The sequence below is a fragment of the Sorangium sp. So ce693 genome (assembly GCF_051521375.1).
In the GTDB taxonomy this organism is placed as follows: domain Bacteria; phylum Myxococcota_A; class Polyangia; order Polyangiales; family Polyangiaceae; genus Sorangium; species Sorangium atrum.
The window spans coordinates 3,640,057-3,658,512 of the sequence record NZ_CP150347.1; the positions used below are offsets into that span (position 1 = coordinate 3,640,057).

General features: G+C 70.0%; 15 protein-coding genes. 6 read left to right on the forward strand and 9 right to left on the reverse strand.

Annotated elements, in window-relative coordinates:
• Positions 1-59: 59 nt before the first annotated feature.
• From WMF14_RS13940 to WMF14_RS13960, 5 genes are all read right to left on the reverse strand, one after another.
• Positions 60-974, reverse strand: coding sequence for an SH3 domain-containing protein (locus WMF14_RS13940; protein ID WP_272103256.1), 915 nt, complete (start codon positions 972-974; stop codon positions 60-62).
• A 69-nt stretch (positions 975-1,043) separates the two neighbouring features.
• A complete protein-coding gene (locus WMF14_RS13945; protein ID WP_437801447.1) occupies positions 1,044-3,383 on the reverse strand; it encodes a DUF4340 domain-containing protein in 2,340 nt (779 codons plus the stop codon).
• On the reverse strand, positions 3,383-5,077 hold the full coding sequence (locus WMF14_RS13950; RefSeq protein ID WP_437801448.1) for a GldG family protein: 1,695 nt from the start codon (positions 5,075-5,077) through the stop codon (positions 3,383-3,385). Before WMF14_RS13950 ends, WMF14_RS13945 begins: the two co-directional genes overlap by 1 nt.
• Entirely contained in the window at positions 5,077-5,823 is a 747-nt protein-coding gene (locus WMF14_RS13955) for an ABC transporter permease (protein ID WP_012235062.1), read from the reverse strand. The genes WMF14_RS13950 and WMF14_RS13955 overlap by 1 nt, the downstream gene beginning before the upstream one ends.
• Positions 5,820-6,899: an ABC transporter ATP-binding protein gene (locus WMF14_RS13960; RefSeq protein WP_272103260.1), complete on the reverse strand. Its 1,080-nt coding sequence runs from the start codon at positions 6,897-6,899 to the stop codon at positions 5,820-5,822. The genes WMF14_RS13955 and WMF14_RS13960 overlap by 4 nt, the downstream gene beginning before the upstream one ends.
• A 295-nt stretch (positions 6,900-7,194) precedes the next feature.
• Here WMF14_RS13960 and WMF14_RS13965 point away from each other — a divergent pair, with 295 nt between their 5' ends.
• Positions 7,195-7,662, forward strand: a complete 468-nt coding sequence (locus WMF14_RS13965; protein WP_012235064.1) for a DUF3293 domain-containing protein — start codon at positions 7,195-7,197, stop codon at positions 7,660-7,662.
• A gap of 129 nt (positions 7,663-7,791) precedes the next feature.
• Entirely contained in the window at positions 7,792-8,232 is a 441-nt protein-coding gene (locus WMF14_RS13970; protein WP_272103261.1) for a hypothetical protein, read from the forward strand.
• A 32-nt stretch (positions 8,233-8,264) separates the two neighbouring features.
• Here WMF14_RS13970 and WMF14_RS13975 read toward each other — a convergent pair whose 3' ends face one another.
• The 3 genes from WMF14_RS13975 to WMF14_RS13985 are packed head-to-tail and all read right to left on the reverse strand — an operon-like array spanning position 8,265 to position 11,414.
• A complete protein-coding gene (locus WMF14_RS13975) occupies positions 8,265-8,969 on the reverse strand; it encodes a response regulator transcription factor (RefSeq protein WP_272103262.1) in 705 nt (234 codons plus the stop codon).
• Positions 8,970-9,018: 49 nt separating this feature from the next.
• Positions 9,019-10,044, reverse strand: coding sequence for a sensor histidine kinase (locus tag WMF14_RS13980; protein ID WP_437801449.1), 1,026 nt, complete (start codon positions 10,042-10,044; stop codon positions 9,019-9,021).
• 59 nt (positions 10,045-10,103) lie between these two features.
• A complete protein-coding gene (locus WMF14_RS13985; protein ID WP_272103264.1) occupies positions 10,104-11,414 on the reverse strand; it encodes a thymidine phosphorylase in 1,311 nt (436 codons plus the stop codon).
• 146 nt (positions 11,415-11,560) lie between these two features.
• Here WMF14_RS13985 and WMF14_RS13990 point away from each other — a divergent pair, with 146 nt between their 5' ends.
• Entirely contained in the window at positions 11,561-13,072 is a 1,512-nt protein-coding gene (locus WMF14_RS13990) for a cytochrome ubiquinol oxidase subunit I (protein ID WP_437801450.1), read from the forward strand.
• The gene (locus WMF14_RS13995) at positions 13,062-14,090 is read left to right on the forward strand and encodes a cytochrome d ubiquinol oxidase subunit II (RefSeq protein WP_437801451.1); all 1,029 of its coding nucleotides are present in this window, start codon (positions 13,062-13,064) and stop codon (positions 14,088-14,090) included. The genes WMF14_RS13990 and WMF14_RS13995 overlap by 11 nt, the downstream gene beginning before the upstream one ends.
• Before the next feature lie 401 nt (positions 14,091-14,491).
• On the opposite strand, the gene WMF14_RS14000 is transcribed toward WMF14_RS13995, so the two are convergent.
• On the reverse strand, positions 14,492-14,626 hold the full coding sequence (locus WMF14_RS14000) for a hypothetical protein (protein WP_437801452.1): 135 nt from the start codon (positions 14,624-14,626) through the stop codon (positions 14,492-14,494).
• A 145-nt stretch (positions 14,627-14,771) separates the two neighbouring features.
• Between WMF14_RS14000 and WMF14_RS14005 the strand changes: the two genes are divergently transcribed.
• Complete coding sequence (locus WMF14_RS14005; RefSeq protein WP_437801453.1) at positions 14,772-16,223, forward strand: IgGFc-binding protein; 1,452 nt, start codon at positions 14,772-14,774, stop codon at positions 16,221-16,223.
• A 264-nt stretch (positions 16,224-16,487) separates the two neighbouring features.
• Positions 16,488-18,239, forward strand: coding sequence for an FG-GAP-like repeat-containing protein (locus tag WMF14_RS14010; protein WP_437801454.1), 1,752 nt, complete (start codon positions 16,488-16,490; stop codon positions 18,237-18,239).
• The last annotated feature ends 217 nt before the right edge of the window (positions 18,240-18,456 follow it).

The window sequence follows — 18,456 nt, forward strand, 5'->3', positions numbered from 1 at the left end:
AAGCCGCCTGCGTGTTTCCAGGCAGGCCGGCGCTCGCGGCCCCGCTCGGTTACCGTCGGTTACATGCCGATGGCGCCGCGGTACATCCACCCCGTCTTGCCGCGGTGCTCGACCTTGTACCAGTCGTTCTGCCGGCCAACGAGCTTGACCCGAGTGCCACGCACCAGGCGCATCACCACATCTCCCTCCTTGGGCGCACCGCGGACGAGCGCAGTATCCCAGCTCACCGTGGCCAGGCCGCTGGCGGCGGTCTCGCTCGTGGTCGTGCCGGCGGCCTGCTCCTGTTCGCCGCTGCCGGCCTCTGCCTTCGCGGTGTCGGCCTGCGCGCCGGGGGGATAGAAGGTGGCAGTGTAAACCAGGGAGTATCGGCGGTACTTGTGCGGGACTTCCTCGAGGGACACGTTCGAGAACTCGCGCGCCGCGCACTGGAGAATGCCGCTGGCCGTCGAGGCGGGCAGGCTCGTCTTCTTCCCCTTGACGACCTGGACCTCCTTCTTCTCGAAGTTGAGCTCGAAGCCGATCGGGAGCTTGCCGTCCACGCCGAGCGCCGCCGGACACTGGGCGAGCTCCTTCAGCCGGGGGAGCGCGATCGGATCGAACTGGAGCTCTCCGCAGTCCTCGACCTTCTTGTTCTTCTTGTCGGAGCAGCGCGTGATCCTGCCGGGGCCGACCACGACCTGCTGCTGGTTCTTCGCGGCGGCCTCCGGAGGCTTGGCCTCGGGCTCCGCGGTCCCGGGCGCGGCCGCCGCGGGGGGAGGGGACGCGGGCGTCGCCGTGGCCTCGGCCGTCGCCTTGACGTCGGAGGGCACGCTCGGGCCGATGCGGACGCCGGCGAGCTTGGGCCACGCGACGCCGACGACAAACCCCACCAGCGCGATCACCCCGACCCGTGACCAGACCGGCTGCTCATCGCCGGGACGGGGGATGTCGACCGTCAGCGGGCGCTGCCTCTTCGCCATGTCCGCCTTCGCCATGTCCAGCACGTCGCCTAGCACAGGTGAGCCATCGGAACGAAATAGTCCGTTCGATCGGGCCGCGGCCGCTCAGTCGCCCGCGATGCCCGCCGCCTCGAGGAGCGGCCGCACCCGGGACTGCGCGATGGCGTAGACCGCGCGCACGCCGTCGCGCCGGGCGTAGACGACGTTCGTGCCGCGGAAGGCGTCGCCCGCGCCGATCGCGATCGTGAACGACCCCGCGGGCGCCCGCGGCGGGACCGCGTCGCTGTCCTCCGCCGGGGCGGCCTGCGGCCTGGAAAGCTCGACGGAGATCCGGAGGCGGGGCGGGCTGAGGCCATGATGCCGCTCCGGCTCGCCCAGCGCGACGGCGCCCTCGGCCCGAAGATCGGCGAGCGCGTCCCGGACGCCCGCGGCCAGCGCGGTGGCGCGCGCCCGATCGGCCGCTCCCGCGATCGTGAAGCCCTCCGCCGAGCGCTCGAGCACGACCGGCTTCGCGCCCCGAGGGGCCAGCGTCACCCGCGCGATCTCGTGAGGCGGGACGAGGAAGACGTCGCGGCGGAGCAGCAGGCGACCGGCCGCGGCCTCCAGCGACGGCGGCGCGACGAACACCGCAGCGCCGTCCCCGGCGTGAGCGAAGGAGCCCGCGCCGGCGCGCGCGCCGAGCTCCACCCGGGCCGCGCGCGTCGCCGCGCCGGTGCTTCCAGCGCCGGACTCCGTCGCGGGGTCGAGCTCGGCCTCGACCGTGAGCCGGGGCGCGCCGAGCCCGTAGCTCTGGTCAGCGTACGCGGTCATCCAGCGCTCGGCCTGGAGGCCGGCGAGCAGCTCGGCGAGCTCGTCCGCCAGCCCGCCGTCGGCCTCGAGGCCGTCGCCGCTCGGCTCGATGAGCCGCCAGGCGCCCTCGTCCGTCCGGCGGAGCCGCTGGACCAGTCCGGGGCGCTCGATCCGCAGCGCGCTGACCTGATCGGGGGTGAAATCGAACACCTTCATGGAGCGCAGCGACACCTCGGAAGGGAGGAGCGCGCCGGCGGCCAGGGCAGGGATCTCGGCGATCGCTCCGTCCTCGAGCCGCCGGACGTGCACCACACCGGCCTGCTCGGCGCCGATCTCTAGCGTCTCGATCCGCTCCTGCGGCTCGCCCTCGCTTGCCGCGCCCGGCGGCGTCGAGACGACGCGGAGGGTGGCCCGAGGCGAGGCGAGGCCGAGCGCCGCGACATCGCTCGCCCCGGGCAGGAGGCGCGTGGCGCGGACGTCGAGGATCGCCTGGACGAGGGCGCGGCCCGTCTCCGTCGGGACAGGACGGTCCTGCGGGGCCCGCAGGTGCCACTCGCTGCCCGCGCGCGCGAGCTCCAGCGAACGCTCGCCGGCGGCGAGCTTCACCTCGGCGACCTCGTCGAGCGGCGCGGCGACGAGCGCGAGATCGACGAAGCGCGGCGCCTCCTCGGTGAGCGGATCGAGAACGCTCGCGGGCACGCAGGCGGCCGCGCGCGTGGGCTCGCGCCGCACCGCGACGACGTGGTCGGGCCGGCCCGGGCAGGCGCCGCCCACGTCGATCACGCCGCGCTTCGCCGCGGGATCGCTCGGCTCCAGCGTCAGCGTGACCCGGGGGCCGCCCGACGCCGCGGCCTGCCTCGCTTCCTCCTCGGAGAGGAACGCGTCGGCCTGCATGCGGCCGAGCGCCGAGAGCACGAGGTCGAGCGCCGGCGCGCTGACCCGGACGCCGCTGCCCTCGGGCGAGCCCTCCGCGAAGCGGAAGCCGGCCCCGCGGCCGCCGCCCCAGGGGGCGCGCGAGAACCGCCGCGATCCGCCGTCGCCGTCGAGCGTGAGGCCCGAGAGCTCCGCGGCGACGTAGGGGACGAAGCTCCGCGACCGGAAGCGATCCGGCGGTACATCGAGGGCCGAGGCGAGCTGCTTCGTGATGACGAAGACACCTCGGCCCGCGACCTCGGCGTAGACCGCGCCGGGCGGCGTCGGGGCGCCGCCGCCGAGCAGCAGGCGCTCGCGGCGCGGGCCCATCGCGAGCGCGATCGAGAGCCTGGGCGAGGCCAGGCCGAGGGCGGCCGGGTCGCTCGCCTCCGCGGAGACGCGCCGCTCCGCTGTCGCGAACTCCAGCGTGCCGAGGAGCTGGTCGACCGTGGGCTCGTCGGCCGGGTAACGCTGCCCGTCGATCTCGACGTTCCAGGGGCGCTGGCCGGCGTCGTCGACCTCGCCGCGGGTGAGCCGCGCGGTCTGCGGCGCGCCGGGCGAGGCCATCGTCACGGTGAGCTCGGTGATCTCGTCGGGCCGCCACGCCTCGAAGAGGTGCTTCTTGCGGCGCTCGGCCTCGTCGGTGGACACCGAGCCCCGGTCGAGGACGAGCAGCGCGACGGCCGCCGTGGCGGCGAGCACGACCAGGAGCAACGTCGTCGCGTGCCGGCGCAGGGGCCGCATCACGGCGATCCTTCGCGCTCGGCCTCGGCCGACGCGCCGCGTCCGGCCGGCGCGCCGGGGCCCCCCTTGTCGCCGGGGCGGCGCTCGGAGCCGCGCCGGGCCAGGTACACGGCGAGGCCGAGGAGGGCCGCGGCGAGCGGCATGTACACGATGACGTAGCGGAAGATCCCGGCGAGCGAGTCCTCGCTGATCCGGAGGCCCGCCGTGGACGCCGGCTTGTCCGGGATGTCGAGCATGGGCGGGCTCGCGGCGAGCCAGGACAGCGCGCTCTCGACGAACACGGCTGTCCCGCGGAGCTCGGGGCTCTGCCAGTTCGCGCCGTAGAGCACGCCGGGTGAGCCGACCACCACGACGCGCGGCCCGTGCGCGGCGCTGGACCCCGCGGGCTTCGGCAGCTCCGAGGCGCAGGCGACCGTGAGCGGCCCCGGGTGATCGCCGTCGCGCGGCTTCGGCTCGGACGGGTCCCGGGCCCAGCCGAAGAAATCGACCATGCCGAAGGCCTGGTCGCTCGTCACGAGCAGGGGCGCCGGGGCCACCGGCCCGCTCGCCGTGGGCGCGAGCGAGCTCGCCACCGTGAGCACCGGGCCGAGCCCCTGATCGGCCGCCTTGATGAGCCCTTCGGTGATCGGATGCGGCCTGACGATCGGCGCGAAGGTCTCGCCGAAGCCCTGCGTCGACCGGAGCTTCGGGTCGAGCTCGAACACGAAGTCCGACCGGAGCTGGACCCCCGCCACGGCGAGCAGGCCCGAGAGCCCGAGGTCGACGTACCGCTGATCGCTCTCGTCCGGCACGGGGCCGAGCGCGATCAGCGCGCTGCCGCCCTTCTCGATGAACGCGCGGTAGCGAGCCACGTCGCTGGCCGGCACCGGCTGGCTCGGCCCGGCGAGGACGAGCACCCGGCACCGGTCGAGATCGACCTCCGGCGCGGGCTCCGACGGCGCGGCGCCGGCCTCCTCCTCGTCGCCGTGGCCGTCGTCGTCGCGGCCGCCGCCGCTGCGGCCGCCGCCGAGCTCCACGACCTCGTAGTTGTTCTTGTTGAGCCTGTCCTTGAGCGCCGCGAGCCCGCCGGCGCCGCCGGCCTCGATCGACCTCTCGCCGTGCCCGGCCGCGAAGCAGACCAGCGGCCGCTCGCTGCGCAGGACGCTCCGGATCGCGCCGGTCAGCGCCTGCTCGAGCCGCGGGCGCGACCGCAGGTCGTCCTCGTCCTCGACCTCGACCAGGTCGCTCGCGGTCAGGAAATGGGGCCGATCGCCGCGCGCGACGATGATCGCCGCGTCCGTGACGATGCGCCCGTCGTCCGTCTTGCCCGCGACGACGCCGTAGCGCTGCTGCACTGCCAGGAACTCCGCCGGGCGCCGGTCGGGATCGGTCACCTCGACCTCGATCCGCGGGTTCTCGGCCCGGTACGCGTCGAGCAGGTGCCGCACCGAGAGCGTCAGGGGATCGCCCTCCGAGAGCAGGACGTAGACGCGGATCGGCTCCTCGATCGAGCGCAGCGTCGAGACGGTCGCGTCGCTCAGCGTGTACAGCCCGCCCTGCGTCCAGTCCCAGCGCCTGTAGTGCCGGGCGACGAGCAAGTTGACGAGCACCGCGAGCACCATCGCCGCGATGATCCCGACGCTCGCCGAGAGCTTCTCGCCGAGCGAGGTGCCCGGCGGCGGAGCCCCGGCCTGCGCGGGCCGCTCTCCGGACATCAGCCCCACCTCCACGCGTCCACCGCGCGCACGGTCACGAACAGCGGCAGCGCGACCACCGTCCCGTCGAACACGAGGCGGCGCAGATCGACGATCCCGCGGGAGAAGTCGTTCATCTGCGTCCACACCGAGACGTAGGCGCAGAGGTCGTGCGCCGGGCCGTCCGGGAAGATGAACTCGCCGATGCCGAGGATGAACATGCCCATCACCGCCATCGTGCTGAGCACCGCGGCCATGAGCTGGCTCTTCGTGAGCGCGCTGGTCATCGTCCCGATCGCGAGGTAGCCGGCGCCGACCGCGAAGACGGCGAGGTAGCTCGACCCCACGACCCGCCAGTCGAGCTCGCCGGTCCTGCCGATGAGGACGACGTAGAGCAGCGTCGGCGCCCACATCGCGACGTACGTCACGAGCGCCGCCGCGTACTTCGCCAGCACCACGCCGGCGGAGCCGACCGGCGCCGTCAGCAGCGCCTCGATGGTGCCGCTCCTGCGCTCCTCCGCGAAGAGGCGCATCGTGAGCAGGGGGCAGACGAAGAGCAGCGGCAGGTAGATCAGGATCGTCTGCCCGAAGAAGACCTGCACCGGGCCCGTGTCGGCGGAGAGCTCCACCTCGCCGGCGAACTGCGTCGCGATCAGGAAGAAGTGCACGCCCTGCACCAGCAGGAACGTGGTGATCAGCACCCACGCGAGCGGCGTCACGAAGAGCGAGAAGAGCTCTCGCTTGAAGATCGGCCAGAAGCCCCTCACCGCCGCTCCTTCACCGCGCCGCCCTCGCCGCGCCGAGCCGCGCTGCCCTTCTTCTTCCGGTTCCCGGCCGCCGGCCGAGGCGCCTCGCCGCCCTCCGCCCCGGGCTCGGCCGGCTCTCCGGCGGCGCCCCGCGCGTCAGCGTCGTCGGCCGCGGTCAGCTCGGAGAAGACCTGCTCCAGCGAAGGGGCGCAGGGGACGAGCTCGCGCACCCCGAAGCCCGCGGCGACCAGCGCGGCGACGAGGCGCTCGGCGGCCTCGCCCGCGTCGGCGCCGGCGTCGAACTCGACCGTGAGCCGCGCTGCCTCGCCGGCGTCCTCCGCCTCGGCCGAGCGGACCTGCGCCGCGCCGCGCGCCACCGCGAGCGCCGCGTCCGCCGCCCCGCGCACGACGACGCGCGCGCCGGACGACCGGCGCATCGCGCGGATCTCGTCGATGGAGCCCTCCGCGACGAGCCTCCCGCGGGCGATCACGAGCGCCCGCGTGCACGTCGCCTCGACCTCGGAGAGGATGTGCGTCGAGAGGAGCACCGTGCGGCCCGGGCCGAGCCGGCGCACGAGCGCGCGCACCTCGCGGATCTGGTTCGGATCGAGGCCCGCCGTCGGCTCGTCCAGGATGAGCAGCGGCGGGTCGCCGACGAGCGCGTCCGCGAGGCCGACCCGCTGGCGGTAGCCCTTCGAGAGGTGGCCGATCAGGACGCTCGCGACGTCCTCGACGCGCGCGTCGCGGAGGGCGCGCGCGACGGCCTCGCCGCGCGCGCGCCGCGGCACGAGCTTCAGCTCGGCGCGGAACGCGAGGTACTCCGAGACGCGCATCTCCGGGTAGAGCGGCGAGGTCTCGGGCATGTACCCGAGCGAGGCCCGCGCGCGCATCGGCTCCTCGGCGATGTCGTGGCCGGCGATCCGCACCCGGCCGGACGTCGCGCCGAGGAACCCCGCGAGGATGCGGAGGGTGGTGCTCTTGCCTGCGCCGTTCGGCCCGAGGAACCCGACGATCTCCCCCTGGCTCACCTGGAACGAGAGGTCGCTCACCGCCTGGTGGGGGCCGTAGGACTTGGAGAGGTGCTCGACCTCGATCATCGTGGCATCGGGCGCAGGGGGTCAGGGCCGCCGGCGCGGTGCGCGCGGGCAGGCCGGTCGATCGCGCGGAACGCTTAGCGCACCGGGCGGGTCAGGGGAAGCGCGCGCCGGGCTCTGGCGTGGTCCGGCGGTGGTCTGGCGACGAGCGGCGCCGGCGAGTAGCCAGAGCCGCGCGTCTCTGGTAACCCTGCGCCGTCGCGCCCGGCGGCCCGGGCGCTCACGCCACGGGCCCCTCTGCAAGGCGACGCACCCGGTACGCCGAGCGCCGCGGCCCCCTCACACCCACCGCTGCACGATGGATCAGACGCTCCTCCGGTCGTATTTCTCGACCATCTACGAGTTCCCCACCCCGGCGGGGACGCTGCGCGTCTCGCTGGACGGCGAGATCGTCCAGGATCAGGCCGGGCTCCCCGAGCTCCTGACCCGCAAGTTCGCGGTGCTCACCGCGTACAACCCGCGCTCGATGCTCATCCCTCGCCGGGTCAACGATCAGCGCCACCACGTCCTCCGCGATCTCCTGATCCTCGGCTGTTACCGGGTGGAGCCGTGCGTCGGCTCCGAGGCGGAGCCGGAGGGCATCTGGCGCGAGCCGGCGTGGCTCGTCCACGGCATGGACCGGGACGAGGCGATCGCCTTCGGCCGCGTCTTCCGGCAGAACACGATCGTGTTCGCGCAAGGCGGCCGGCCGGAGCTCATCATCACCGATCCGACAGCAGACGACATCGGCCGAACTTTCCAGGGGAACTGGCGGGTGCGGTCCTGACCCACGCGGCGGCCGCGGACGCCGATCGCCGATTCCATGTTGAAACGTACCCGCAAAATGTGGGTTCATGCCTAGGCGTTTAGGGATGGGCGGACCGGCCTCGCTCACCACATGAGGAGACACAGCAGAATGCGCACCCAGGTCACCCGCGCAGCGCTCGTCGCTGCGCTCGGGCTCGTCGCCGGCGCTGGCGGCTGCGGCCAGAACAAGGTCTCGGAGTGCAACGCGCTCATCGAGGTCATCAACAAGGGCGTTCAGAGCATCGAGAAAGGCACCAAGGCCGGCACCGACCAGGGCGGGTCGAGCGAGCTGAAGACGATGGCCGACGCGATGGACAAGGTGGCGGCCGACGCGGCGCAGGTGAAGCTGACCACCCCGGAGCTGCAGAAGTTCTCGGGCGAGTACCAGGCCATGGCGAAGGACGTCGCCAAGGCGGCGCGCGATCTCGCGACCGCGGCGGACGCCAACGACGCGGAGAAGAGCAACGCCGCCCAGGCGGCGATCGAGAAGGCGATCAAGCAGGAAGATCCCCTCGTCGACAACATCAACAAGTTCTGTCAGGCGCCCTGACGGGGCGCGCCCCCGAGGCGCTCGCCCTGCGATCAGGGGACGAAGCGATAGCCGACGCCGCGCACCGTCAGCAGGTGGCGCGGCGTCGTCGCGTTCTCTTCCAGCTTGTTGCGCAGCTGGAGGATGAAATTGTCGATGGTGCGCGGCGTCCCGTGGTGCGTCGGGCCCCAGACCTTGGCCTGGATCTGCTCCCTCGACAGGACCCGGCCGCCCGCCTCGGCGAGGCAGAGCAGCACGTCGAACTCGGTCGCCGTGAGCTCGATCAGCGCGTCGCCGCGGCGGACCTCGCGCGTCGCCGCGTTGATCACGATGTCGCCGGCGCGCAGCTGCGCCCCGTCGGCGCGCGCGATCGCGTCGCGCCGGAGCACGGCCTTCACGCGCGCGAGCAGTTCGGCGAGGCTGAACGGCTTCGTGATGTAGTCCTCGGCGCCGAGCTCGAGGCCCATCACCTTGTCCATCTCGGCGCCGCGCGCCGACAGCATGATCACCGGCAGGGTGCGCCGCTCGTTCCGGAGCATGCGGAGCAGCTCGAAGCCGTTCAGCCGGGGGAGCATGACGTCGATGATGATGAGATCGATCCCGCCGGCGCGGGCGAGCGCGAGCCCGCGCTCGCCGTCCTCGGCCACGAGGACGCGGTAGCCCTCGGCGGTCAGATTCATCTCGAGACCCATCGCGATGCTGGGGTCGTCCTCCACGAGCAGGACGGTCCGCGCCGGTGTCTGAGGGGTTCGGGTCATGCTGAGGAGGTCCTCTAGCATGTTCATGTCCTGACCGGCGGCGGCCGCGCTACGGCGGCGCGCTCGCGTCGGCGCGGTGATCCGACGCGTCGTTGTGCGCCGCGGCGACCGCGGGCGCCGCGACCTGCGCGCGTCGCTCGGCGGCGCTCGCCTTGGGCGTGCTCCGGAGCGGGAGCACGAGGGTGAACGTGCTGCCCTTCCCGGGCTCGCTGTCGACGAGGATCTTGCCGCCGTGCGCCCGGATGACATGCTTGACGATCGACAGCCCGAGCCCCGAGCCCTCCTGCTGCCGGGCCAGGAGATCGTCGACCCGGTAGAACTTCTCGAAGATCCGCTTGTGCTCCGCGCGGGCGATGCCCTTGCCGTTGTCGCGGACCGTGAGCATCGCCGACCGTTTGAGGACATGGGCGGAGACGCTGATCTTCCTCGGCTGGCCGCCGTACTTGTAGGCGTTCGAGAGGAGGTTCACGATCGCGTCGACGAGCGCGCTGCGATCGCAGAGCACGGGCGGGAGGTTCGCGTCGATGGAGACGTCGAGCTCGACGCTGCGCTTCTCGCGGGTCGGCTCGAAGGCGTGGATCGCCTCGTCGGCGATCTCCCCGATGTGGTGCTCCGAGAGCTCGTAGACGCGCCGGCCGCTCTCCATCCGCCCCCAGTCGAGCAGCCGATCGATGAGCTGCTGGAGGCGGGCGCTCTCCTTGGTGAGCGCCTCGATGCAGCGATCCTCGCTGATCGTGTCGCCGCGCCGGAGCGTGAGGGTTTCGGTGAACATCCGGATCGACGTGAGCGGGGTGCGCAGCTCGTGCGAGACCTTGGACACGAAATCGGCCTGGAGCTCGGACAGGTTGCGCTCGCGCCGGAGGAAGACCCACACGAGGATGACCCCGGTCGCGAGCGTCCCGCAGAACGTGAGGACGATGATCCCCATGATGAGGTTGTACTGGGCCTCTCCGAGGACGAGCAGGAGGAAGCCGACGCCCGACAGGAGCACGCCGGGGATGATGACCAGGTAGACGAGGAGCTGGATGATCCGCCGGTAGCCGAGCGTGGTGAGGTCGCGCCTCGGGGTCCGCATGCCGGCAGCTTAGTGGGACCCCGCGCCGCCGGCGACCGTCCGCGAGCGCCCGCGCGCGGCTATGCCTCGATCCGCTCCAGCACGAGCGCGGGCGCCTCTGCGGGCGTCGGGCCGAGCCGGAAGGCGGCGCGGACGCGATCGGCCGCGGCCCGCGCGTCGTCCGCCCGGCGCGCGTGGATGCGGGCGAGGGGCGCGCCGCGGTCCACGCGATCGCCGCGCACCGCGGCGAGCTCGATCCCCACGGCGGGGTCCACGCGCTGGTCGGCGCGCGTCCGCCCGGCGCCGAGCGCGACCGCCGACAGGCCGATCTCCAGCGGATCGACGGCGGCGACGTACCCCTCGTCCTGCGCGGCGACCTCGACCACGACGGGGGCGCGGGGCAGCCGGCCGGCGTCGTGCACCACGGCCGGATCGCCCTTCTGCGCCGCGATCATCCGCGCGAAGACCTCGGCCGCCGCGCCGCTCGCGATGGCGGCCTCGAGCTTCGGCCGCGCCTCGGCCGCGCTCGCCGCCGCGCCGCCGGCGATCAGCATCTCCTCACCGAGGGCGAGCGTGCACGCGACGAGGTCGCCCGGCCCGCGGCCGTGCAGCACCTCGATCGCCTCGCGGGTCTCGATGGCGTTGCCGACGGTGCGCCCGAGCGGGGCGCTCATGTCGGTGAGCAGCGCGGAGACGCGCTTGCCGGCCGCGGTCCCGACGCGCACGAGCGCGGTCGCGAGGGCGCGGGCGTCGTCGAGGGTCTTCATGAACGCGCCGCGCCCCACCTTGACGTCGAGCACGAGCGCGTCGATGCCCTCCGCGAGCTTCTTCGAGAGGATGCTGGCGACGATGAGCGGGATCGACTCGACCGTGGCGGTCACGTCGCGCAGCGCGTAGATGCGCTTGTCCGCGGGCGCGATCCGCGCGGTCTGCCCGATCATGCACGCCCCCACCTCGCGGACGATGCGCGCGAACGCGTCGACGTCGAGCGCGACGTCGAACCCCGGGATCGCCTCGAGCTTGTCGAGGGTGCCGCCTGTGTGGCCGAGGCCGCGGCCGGACACCATCGGGACGGGGACGCCGCAGGCGGCGACGAGGGGGGCGAGGCAGATCGAGACCTTGTCGCCGACGCCCCCGGTCGAGTGCTTGTCGACCTTCCGTCCGGGCACGCTGGACAGGTCGAGGACGTCGCCCGAGTGGAGCATCGCGCGCGTGAGGGCGACGGTCTCGGCGTCGTCCATGCCGCGGAAGAAGATCGCCATGAGCAGCGCGGCCATCTGGTAATCGGCCAGCTCGCCGTCGCTGTGGGCGCGGATGATCCGCGCGATCTCGTCCTCGGACAGCCGCCCGCCGTCGCGCTTCTTCGCGACGAGCTCGACAAGGGTCTGCATTGGCGTCGAGCTTAGCCGGGTTCGCCCCTATTTGTCCCTGGCGCGGGCCCCCCTATGGTCGGCGGGAGCGCGCGGACCGTCCCCGCAGGAGAGCGGACACGGCGCCGGTCGCTGTCGCGCGGGAGAAGGGAGCCGCACTGGGCCTCATGAACAGCCTCCTCTATGCCCGGGCCCAGATGGGCCTGTCGCTGGCATTTCACATGATCTTCGCCGCCGCCGGGGTGGCGCTGCCGCTGATCATGGTCATCGCGGACGCGCTCTGGCACCGGACGGGCGATCGAGACTACCTCGAGTTCTCGAAGCGCATGGCGAAGGGGACGGCGATCCTGTTCGCGGTGGGCGCCGTGTCGGGGACGGTGCTCTCGTTCGAGCTCGGGCTCCTGTGGCCGAGCTTCATGGGGACGTTCGGAGAGGTGATAGGGCTCCCGTTCTCGCTCGAGGGGTTCGCGTTCTTCACGGAGGCGATCTTCCTCGGCATCTACCTCTACGGGCGCGGCAAGCTCTCGCCGAGGCTGCACCTGCTCTCGGGCGCGCTGGTCGCGCTGAGCGGCGCGCTGTCGGCGTTCTTCGTCATCCTGGTGAACGCGTGCATGAACCACCCTGCCGGCTTCACGATGGTGGACGGGCGCCCCGCGGACATCGACCCGGTCGCGGCGATGTTCAGCCCGCCGTGGAAGCACGAGACGCTGCACGGCATCCTCGCGTGTTATCAGGCGACGGCGTTCGTGATGACGGGGATCCACGCGCTGGTGCTCCTGCGGCACCCGTCGAGCCCGCTGTTCCGCAAGGCGTTCGCGGTGACGCTCGTGGTCGCCGGGGTGACGGCGCTGGCGCAGCCGCTCGTCGGTCACTATGCGGCGGTGGAGGTCGGGACGGGGCAGCCCGCCAAGCTCGCGGCGATGGAGGCGCACTTCGAGACCTCGGCGCGCGCGCCGCTCCTCGTCGGCGGCCTGCCCGACGTCGAGCGGGGCGAGGTCGACTACGCGATCGAGATCCCGGCGGGGCTCTCGGTGTTCCTGCACGCGGATCCTGACGCGGTGGTACCCGGGCTGGATGCGGTCCCTCGGGACGAGTGGCCGCCGGTCACGGCGACGCACCTCTCGTTTCAGGTGATGGTGGGGGCGGGCTCCGCGATGGCGCTGCTCGCGGTGGTCGGGGCGGTGCTCGCGTGGCGCCGCAGGGGGATCCCGGATCAGCGCCCGTTCCTCTGGGCGGTGATCCTGGCGAGCCCGCTCGGCATCGTGGCGATGGAGGCCGGCTGGCTGGTGACGGAGCTCGGCCGCCAGCCGTGGATCGTGCGGGGCGCGATGCGCACGCGCGACGCGGTGACCCCGTTCCCGCACCTCGCGGCGCCCTTCTGGACGTTCACGGCGCTCTATGTCTTCCTCGGCGTTGTGGTGGTCTACCTGCTGGTGCGCCAGCTCCGCGCGGCGCCGCTCGGGGTGACGGGCGGCGGCGGCGGCGCGCCGCTCGGAGTGACGGGCGGCGGCGGCGCGCCGCTCGGGGTGACGGGCGGCGGCGGCGGCGCGCCGCTCGGAGTGACGGGCGGCGGCGGCGCGCCGCTCGGGGTGACGGGCGGCGGCGGCGCACCGCTCGGGGGGACGGGAGGCGGCGGCGCGCCGCGCGCGTCCGGCGGAGGCGAGGCCGATGCGCACTGAGTGGTTGCTCGGCGGGGTGATGATGGCGGCGCTCGTGCTGTACGCGCTGCTCGGGGGCGCCGATTTCGGCGGCGGCGTGTGGGATCTGCTCGCCTCCGGCCCCCGGAAGCGGGAGCAGCGCGCGCTCATCGAGCGGGTCATCGGCCCGATCTGGGAGGCCAACCACGTGTGGCTCATCCTGGTCGTTGTGCTGCTCTTCACCGCGTTTCCTCCCGCGTTCGCGGCGATCTCGATCGCGCTGCACGTCCCCATCACGCTGTTCCTCGTGGGCGTCGTGTTTCGCGGCTCGGCGTTCAGCTTCCGCAGCTACGACTCCCGGGGGGATCGGCGGCAGAAGCGCTGGGGGTTCGTCTTCTCGCTCGCGAGCGTGATCGCGCCTGTGCTGCTCGGCATGATCGTCGGCGCGGTGGCGTCCGGGCGGATCCGGGTGGCGTCGGGGGTGGTGACGAGCGGCTTCTTCGCGCCGTGGCTCTCGCTGTTTCCGTTCGTGGTGGGGCTGTTCGCGCTGGCCCTGTTCGCGTTCCTCGCGGCGGTGTACCTGACGAACGAGGCGAAGGAGCCTGCGCTCGTCGACGATTTCCGGCTGCGTGCGCTCGCCTCCGGCTGCGTGGTGGCGGCGCTCGCGCTGGCGTCGTTCACGGCGTCGTTCCGGGGCGCCCCGCTCATTCGAGAGGGGCTGACGGATCATCCGATCACGTGGCCGCTCCACGTCACGACGGGCCTCGCGGCCACCGCGGCGTTCTTCGGGCTGTGGACCCGCCGTTTCCGTCTGGCGCGCTTGGCGGCGGCGGCCCAGGTCACCCTGATCCTGCTCGGCTGGGCGGCCTCGCAGTACCCGTTCCTTGTGGTGCCGGACGTGACGCTCGAGGGCGCGGCGGCGAACCCGAGGACGTTGCGATTGCTTGTCTGGGTGCTCGGCGTCGGATCCGTGCTTCTGTTCCCTTCGCTGTACGTGCTCTTCCGCGTCTTCGGCAGCGGCCGGGCGGGGGCGGCGTCGGACGGCGACGACGAGCATTGAGCGGGAGTGGGGTCGACGTACGTGGAAGTCGCGGTGGCCAAATTTGATGCACCACCTCACCTACCCGCAGGAGAGGCGTGAGGACGGCTGGCTGAACAGTGGCTCTGTGTCCGTCCCGGCGCTAGGGCGCGATGGCGCGATGCCGGCGGCCCATTGCATTCCTGGGACCTGCAACCCGCTCTCGCGGCTCCCTCGAAAAAATGCGAACGCTTTCGCGGGCCTCCCCACGGCGGGCGAACCGTGTTACGCTCGCAAGCGCGAAGTTTTCAGGATGCTTGTGGGGGAAGGAGCCCTGTGGAGATGGCGAACATGGCTAGATACCGTCGACACGCGATTGTGGGGTTACTTGCGGCGACAGCCGGTGTGACGGGCTCGTTCGCCGCGTGCACAGACTCGTACCGTCACGGGCTCACCGGCTCCGGCTCGGGCCCCACCGGGACCGGCGGCAGCAGCGGCGGCACCGGCGGCGCGGGCGGGGAGGCGGGGAGCACGGGGACGTTCGGGGAGGGGGGGCGGTGCGATCCGATCTGCTCCAACGATCTGAAGAAGATCCTCAGCTGCAACGGGGTGACGCTAACGACTTGCAAGCCGGAGGAGGGGTGTGTCAACGCCGAGTGCGTGCCCAACCCGTGCCAAGCGGCGGAGCAGTCGAAGAGCTCGTACGGGTGCGACTTCTGGGCGGTGAAGACCGCGCAGCGGGCGGAGGCGAAGGGAGCCTGCTTCGCGGCGGTTATCGCCAATACATGGGAAAAGGAGGTAAAGCTCACGGTGCAACGAAACGGCGAGACGTTGCCCGTTGAGGACTTTGCCTTCATCCCACAGGGGCAAGGGAGCCAGATCGTATACCAGCCATACAATCCTGATGTGGGGCTTGGTGTTGGCGAGGTCGCTGTCTTGTTCTTGTCACGCAGTAGCGGCGGTCTGCTGGATTGCCCCAAAGAACCTGCGATGAGGGCTGAGACTGGTGTCGCCGGTACAGGGCGCGGTTCGGGTTTCCATATAACCACGGATTACCCCGCGGTTGCGTACCAGATCGCCCCCTATGGTGGAGGCCCGACCAGCTACACTTCGGCGACTCTGCTGTTGCCCACGAGCTCGTGGGACACGAACTATGTCGCCGTTAATGCCTATCCGGTGTCTCCGTTGAACACCGATGGGCTGCCGTCATTGGAGATCGTGGCCCGCGAAGACAATACATCGGTTACCCTCCTTCCTAGGGAAGATATCAAAGGTGCGGGGCCGGTCGATAATCCAGTGGTCGCTCCGGCTACGAAGGGAATGCCAGTAACATATACCCTGAACAAGGGTGAGTTTTTGCAGATTTCTCAGGATGCTGAGCTTACAGGCAGCCCGATCTCGTCGGATAAGCCCGTTGGTGTGTTTGGGGCCTCTTCCTGCATGAACGTTCCGCTTGAAGCCGCGGACTGCGATTCGGCGCATCAGCAGATTGCGCCAGTACGAGCGACAGGAAGCGAGTATGTGGCGGTGCGTTATCAGGGGCGGGAAGAGGGCGTCGAAGAAGCGCCTCCGTGGCGCCTGGTCGGCATGGTCGACGGTACAAAACTGAACTGGGAGCCATCGAAGCCAGAGGGGGCTCCTGACACGCTTAAACTCGGTGACGTTGTCGAATTCAGCGCAGCCGGTCCCTTCGTTGTGCGGAGTCAGAACGGGGAGCATCCGTTCTATTTTGGTGGTTACATGACTGGAGGCGAGAGCTTTCAGCGGGTAGGTGATCCGGAATGGGTCAATGTCATTCCTCCGTCTCAGTTCTTGGATTATTATGTTCTGTTTACGGACCCCTCATACCCACAGACCAGCCTGAATGTTGTGCGTACCAAGTCGAAGCGTGACGGCAAGTTCGCAGATGTGACCCTGGACTGCATGGGGAAGCTCTCCGGATGGGAGCCGATTGGAGACTACGAGTATACGCGTGTTCAGCTGGTGAGCGGGAATTTTGAGGGCACCGGCGACTGCATCAACGGGCGCCACGTGATGTCGAGCGAGCTCCCATTTGGCGTCACTGTCTGGGGATGGGGCGCCATTTCAGGTTCGCTCGAGGTCTCATATGCGTACCCGGCAGGCGCTGGATTCCAGCCGATTAACCAGATCACGATTCCTGTAGATCCTCTGTGATGCAGAGGATGTTCGTGATGTCGTGGTAACCAGCGGATGAGTTGATTTTGTAGTGCGCTTCACGTTACTAGACGGCCTCGGGTGTGTTCTCGGGTGTTTTGGAAGTAAGCTTGAGACACGCCTGGGGCGGCCATCATTATAATTCGGGTGATTCGCAAGGCTCATCGCTCTGGCGGCAATGCGGTGTGGAGCCGGCGAAATAATGACGTCCGCGCGACAGTGCCTGAGTCTGCCCTGACGGCCAGTGCATGAATGGAAGAACGCATGAACAAGACCCATGCGACATCGGTCGTGGTGTCGGTTGCGCTTCTCGGCTGGGCACCCGGCTGCAGCCTGATTCTCGGCCTCGATGAGTTTGCCGATGCTGCAGGCGCTGGGGGCAGCGGTTCGATGGCGATGTCTGCGGACTCAGGCGGCGGCGCCTCGACGGCCACGGGCGGTGCAGACCCTGGTCTGGCCCTGACGGTGCCTGTCCCCAGAATGCCCATGAACGGCGCAGATGTTGGCACGATGCGGAAGAGCGGGTCGCGACGTCCAAGGTTCGCGTGGGAGGCGTCGACGGGGATGACGGACCGCCCTGTCGAGTACGAACTCCAGTATGGCACCGACCCGACGATGGCTGATGTTGTAACGATCACTACCGAGCGAGCCGAGTACCAGATCGATTCAGATCTGCAAGGCGAGCTGCTTCCTCCTGTGGGAAGACGTTATTATTGGCGGGTGCGGGCCTGTTCACAGGGGGACTGCTCTTCGTTCTCTCCTGTGTGGTGGTTCAATGTCGGTCGGGTAAGATGTGATTTTAACGCGGACGGGTATGATGATGTGGCCGTAGGCGCTGTCTCGGTTACCAGGAATGACATCAATGCTGTGTACTTCTACTATGGATCCGCCGGAGTAGAGTTCGATGCAGCATCCAACGGTACAAAGACAAGGCCGTCTGACTCGGTTGCCGGCTTTGGTACGGCGCTTTCTTGCGCGGGCGATGTCGACGGTGACGGCTTCGCTGACCTCCTGGTAGGGGCGCCCTTCAGCGACCACTTGACCGGTGACGCATGGGTCTATTTTAGCGACGGCGGCGATATTTTCTCGGGCGTGCCATGGGAGCTTCGACATGGTTTGGAAGAGGGGGTCGAGTTTGGCGGAACCCTGTCCGCGGCTGGAGACGTCGATGGGGATGGATTTGACGATATCATCGTAGGAGAGTTGGGAGGACCTTATGCATACCTCTATCGCGGGGACTCCTCAGAGCGTATTGCGGATCCGATATCGCTCTCTCTTGATGTGAATGCGTCGAGCGTGGTTGCAGCGGTGGCATCGGCAGGCGACGTGAATGGCGACGGTCTTTCCGATGTGATGGTATCGTTTCAGCCTCGTGACTCTCTGGGGCATCAAGCGGTGGGGCTGTACTTCGGGGGGACAGGGCTTGGGTTCGATGCAGTCCCAGACATCGAGCTCGCCGCGCCCATGGAGGACTCGAATTTCGGTTCTGCGATCGCCGGGGCAGGCGATGTGAATGGAGATGGATTCGGGGATGTGATCGTCGGGTCACATGGTCTCAGTCGTAGCTATATATACATCGGCGGGCCAGATGGATTGAAACCTGCACCGTACTTGACGCTCGAGGGAAAGGCGCGCACAAATTTCGGTCTGGCTGTCGCGTCCGCCGGGGATATGAATGGGGACGGGTTTGGCGACGTCGCTGTCGGTACGAGCGATTACAGTAATGACCCTGGGACGGTATACATCTACATGGGCGGTTCGGGGACGATGCTGAATGGCAGCGCGGACGTGGCATTTCATAGACCGGTCAATGGTGATGGATTTGGACCGGTCCTAGGTTCCTCGGGGGATGTGAATGGCGATGGCTTCTCGGATCTCACGGTCGCTGCGCCGCAGGATGACGCCATTTTTGTGTTCTTCGGCAAGTCGAAGACGGAGAACCCCGATCCAGAGGACGGCTCTGTAATACAGCCGTTGATTGATTTGACGTTCGGTTCGGCGGTAGCAAGGCGATAGCGCTATGCGCAGTATCGAGCGCCGGAATCGGTCGGGAGGTACAGCAAATGAGCCACCACAGGCTCATCCTACACAGCCTGCTGCGGACGCCCGCGTGTCCGGCTACCCCGTCGGCCGACCGCCGCGCACCGTGGATGCAGTGGTCCCATCCCACAGCACTCCTCGTGGTTCGACGCGCGAGATGTCTAGCGACTTTATTCCGCGGGCCGATCGGCGT

Coding starts and splice junctions, on each gene's coding strand:
- WMF14_RS13940 (WP_272103256.1), bottom strand. CDS start 974: ATGGCGAAGGCGGACATGGCGAAGAGGCAGCGCCCGCTGACGGTCGAC.
- WMF14_RS13945 (WP_437801447.1), bottom strand. CDS start 3,383: ATGCGGCCCCTGCGCCGGCACGCGACGACGTTGCTCCTGGTCGTGCTC.
- WMF14_RS13950 (WP_437801448.1), bottom strand. CDS start 5,077: ATGTCCGGAGAGCGGCCCGCGCAGGCCGGGGCTCCGCCGCCGGGCACC.
- WMF14_RS13960 (WP_272103260.1), bottom strand. CDS start 6,899: ATGATCGAGGTCGAGCACCTCTCCAAGTCCTACGGCCCCCACCAGGCG.
- WMF14_RS13965 (WP_012235064.1), top strand. CDS start 7,195: ATGGATCAGACGCTCCTCCGGTCGTATTTCTCGACCATCTACGAGTTC.
- WMF14_RS13970 (WP_272103261.1), top strand. CDS start 7,792: ATGCGCACCCAGGTCACCCGCGCAGCGCTCGTCGCTGCGCTCGGGCTC.
- WMF14_RS13975 (WP_272103262.1), bottom strand. CDS start 8,969: ATGACCCGAACCCCTCAGACACCGGCGCGGACCGTCCTGCTCGTGGAG.
- WMF14_RS13980 (WP_437801449.1), bottom strand. CDS start 10,044: ATGCGGACCCCGAGGCGCGACCTCACCACGCTCGGCTACCGGCGGATC.
- WMF14_RS13985 (WP_272103264.1), bottom strand. CDS start 11,414: ATGCAGACCCTTGTCGAGCTCGTCGCGAAGAAGCGCGACGGCGGGCGG.
- WMF14_RS13990 (WP_437801450.1), top strand. CDS start 11,561: ATGAACAGCCTCCTCTATGCCCGGGCCCAGATGGGCCTGTCGCTGGCA.
- WMF14_RS13995 (WP_437801451.1), top strand. CDS start 13,062: ATGCGCACTGAGTGGTTGCTCGGCGGGGTGATGATGGCGGCGCTCGTG.
- WMF14_RS14010 (WP_437801454.1), top strand. CDS start 16,488: ATGAACAAGACCCATGCGACATCGGTCGTGGTGTCGGTTGCGCTTCTC.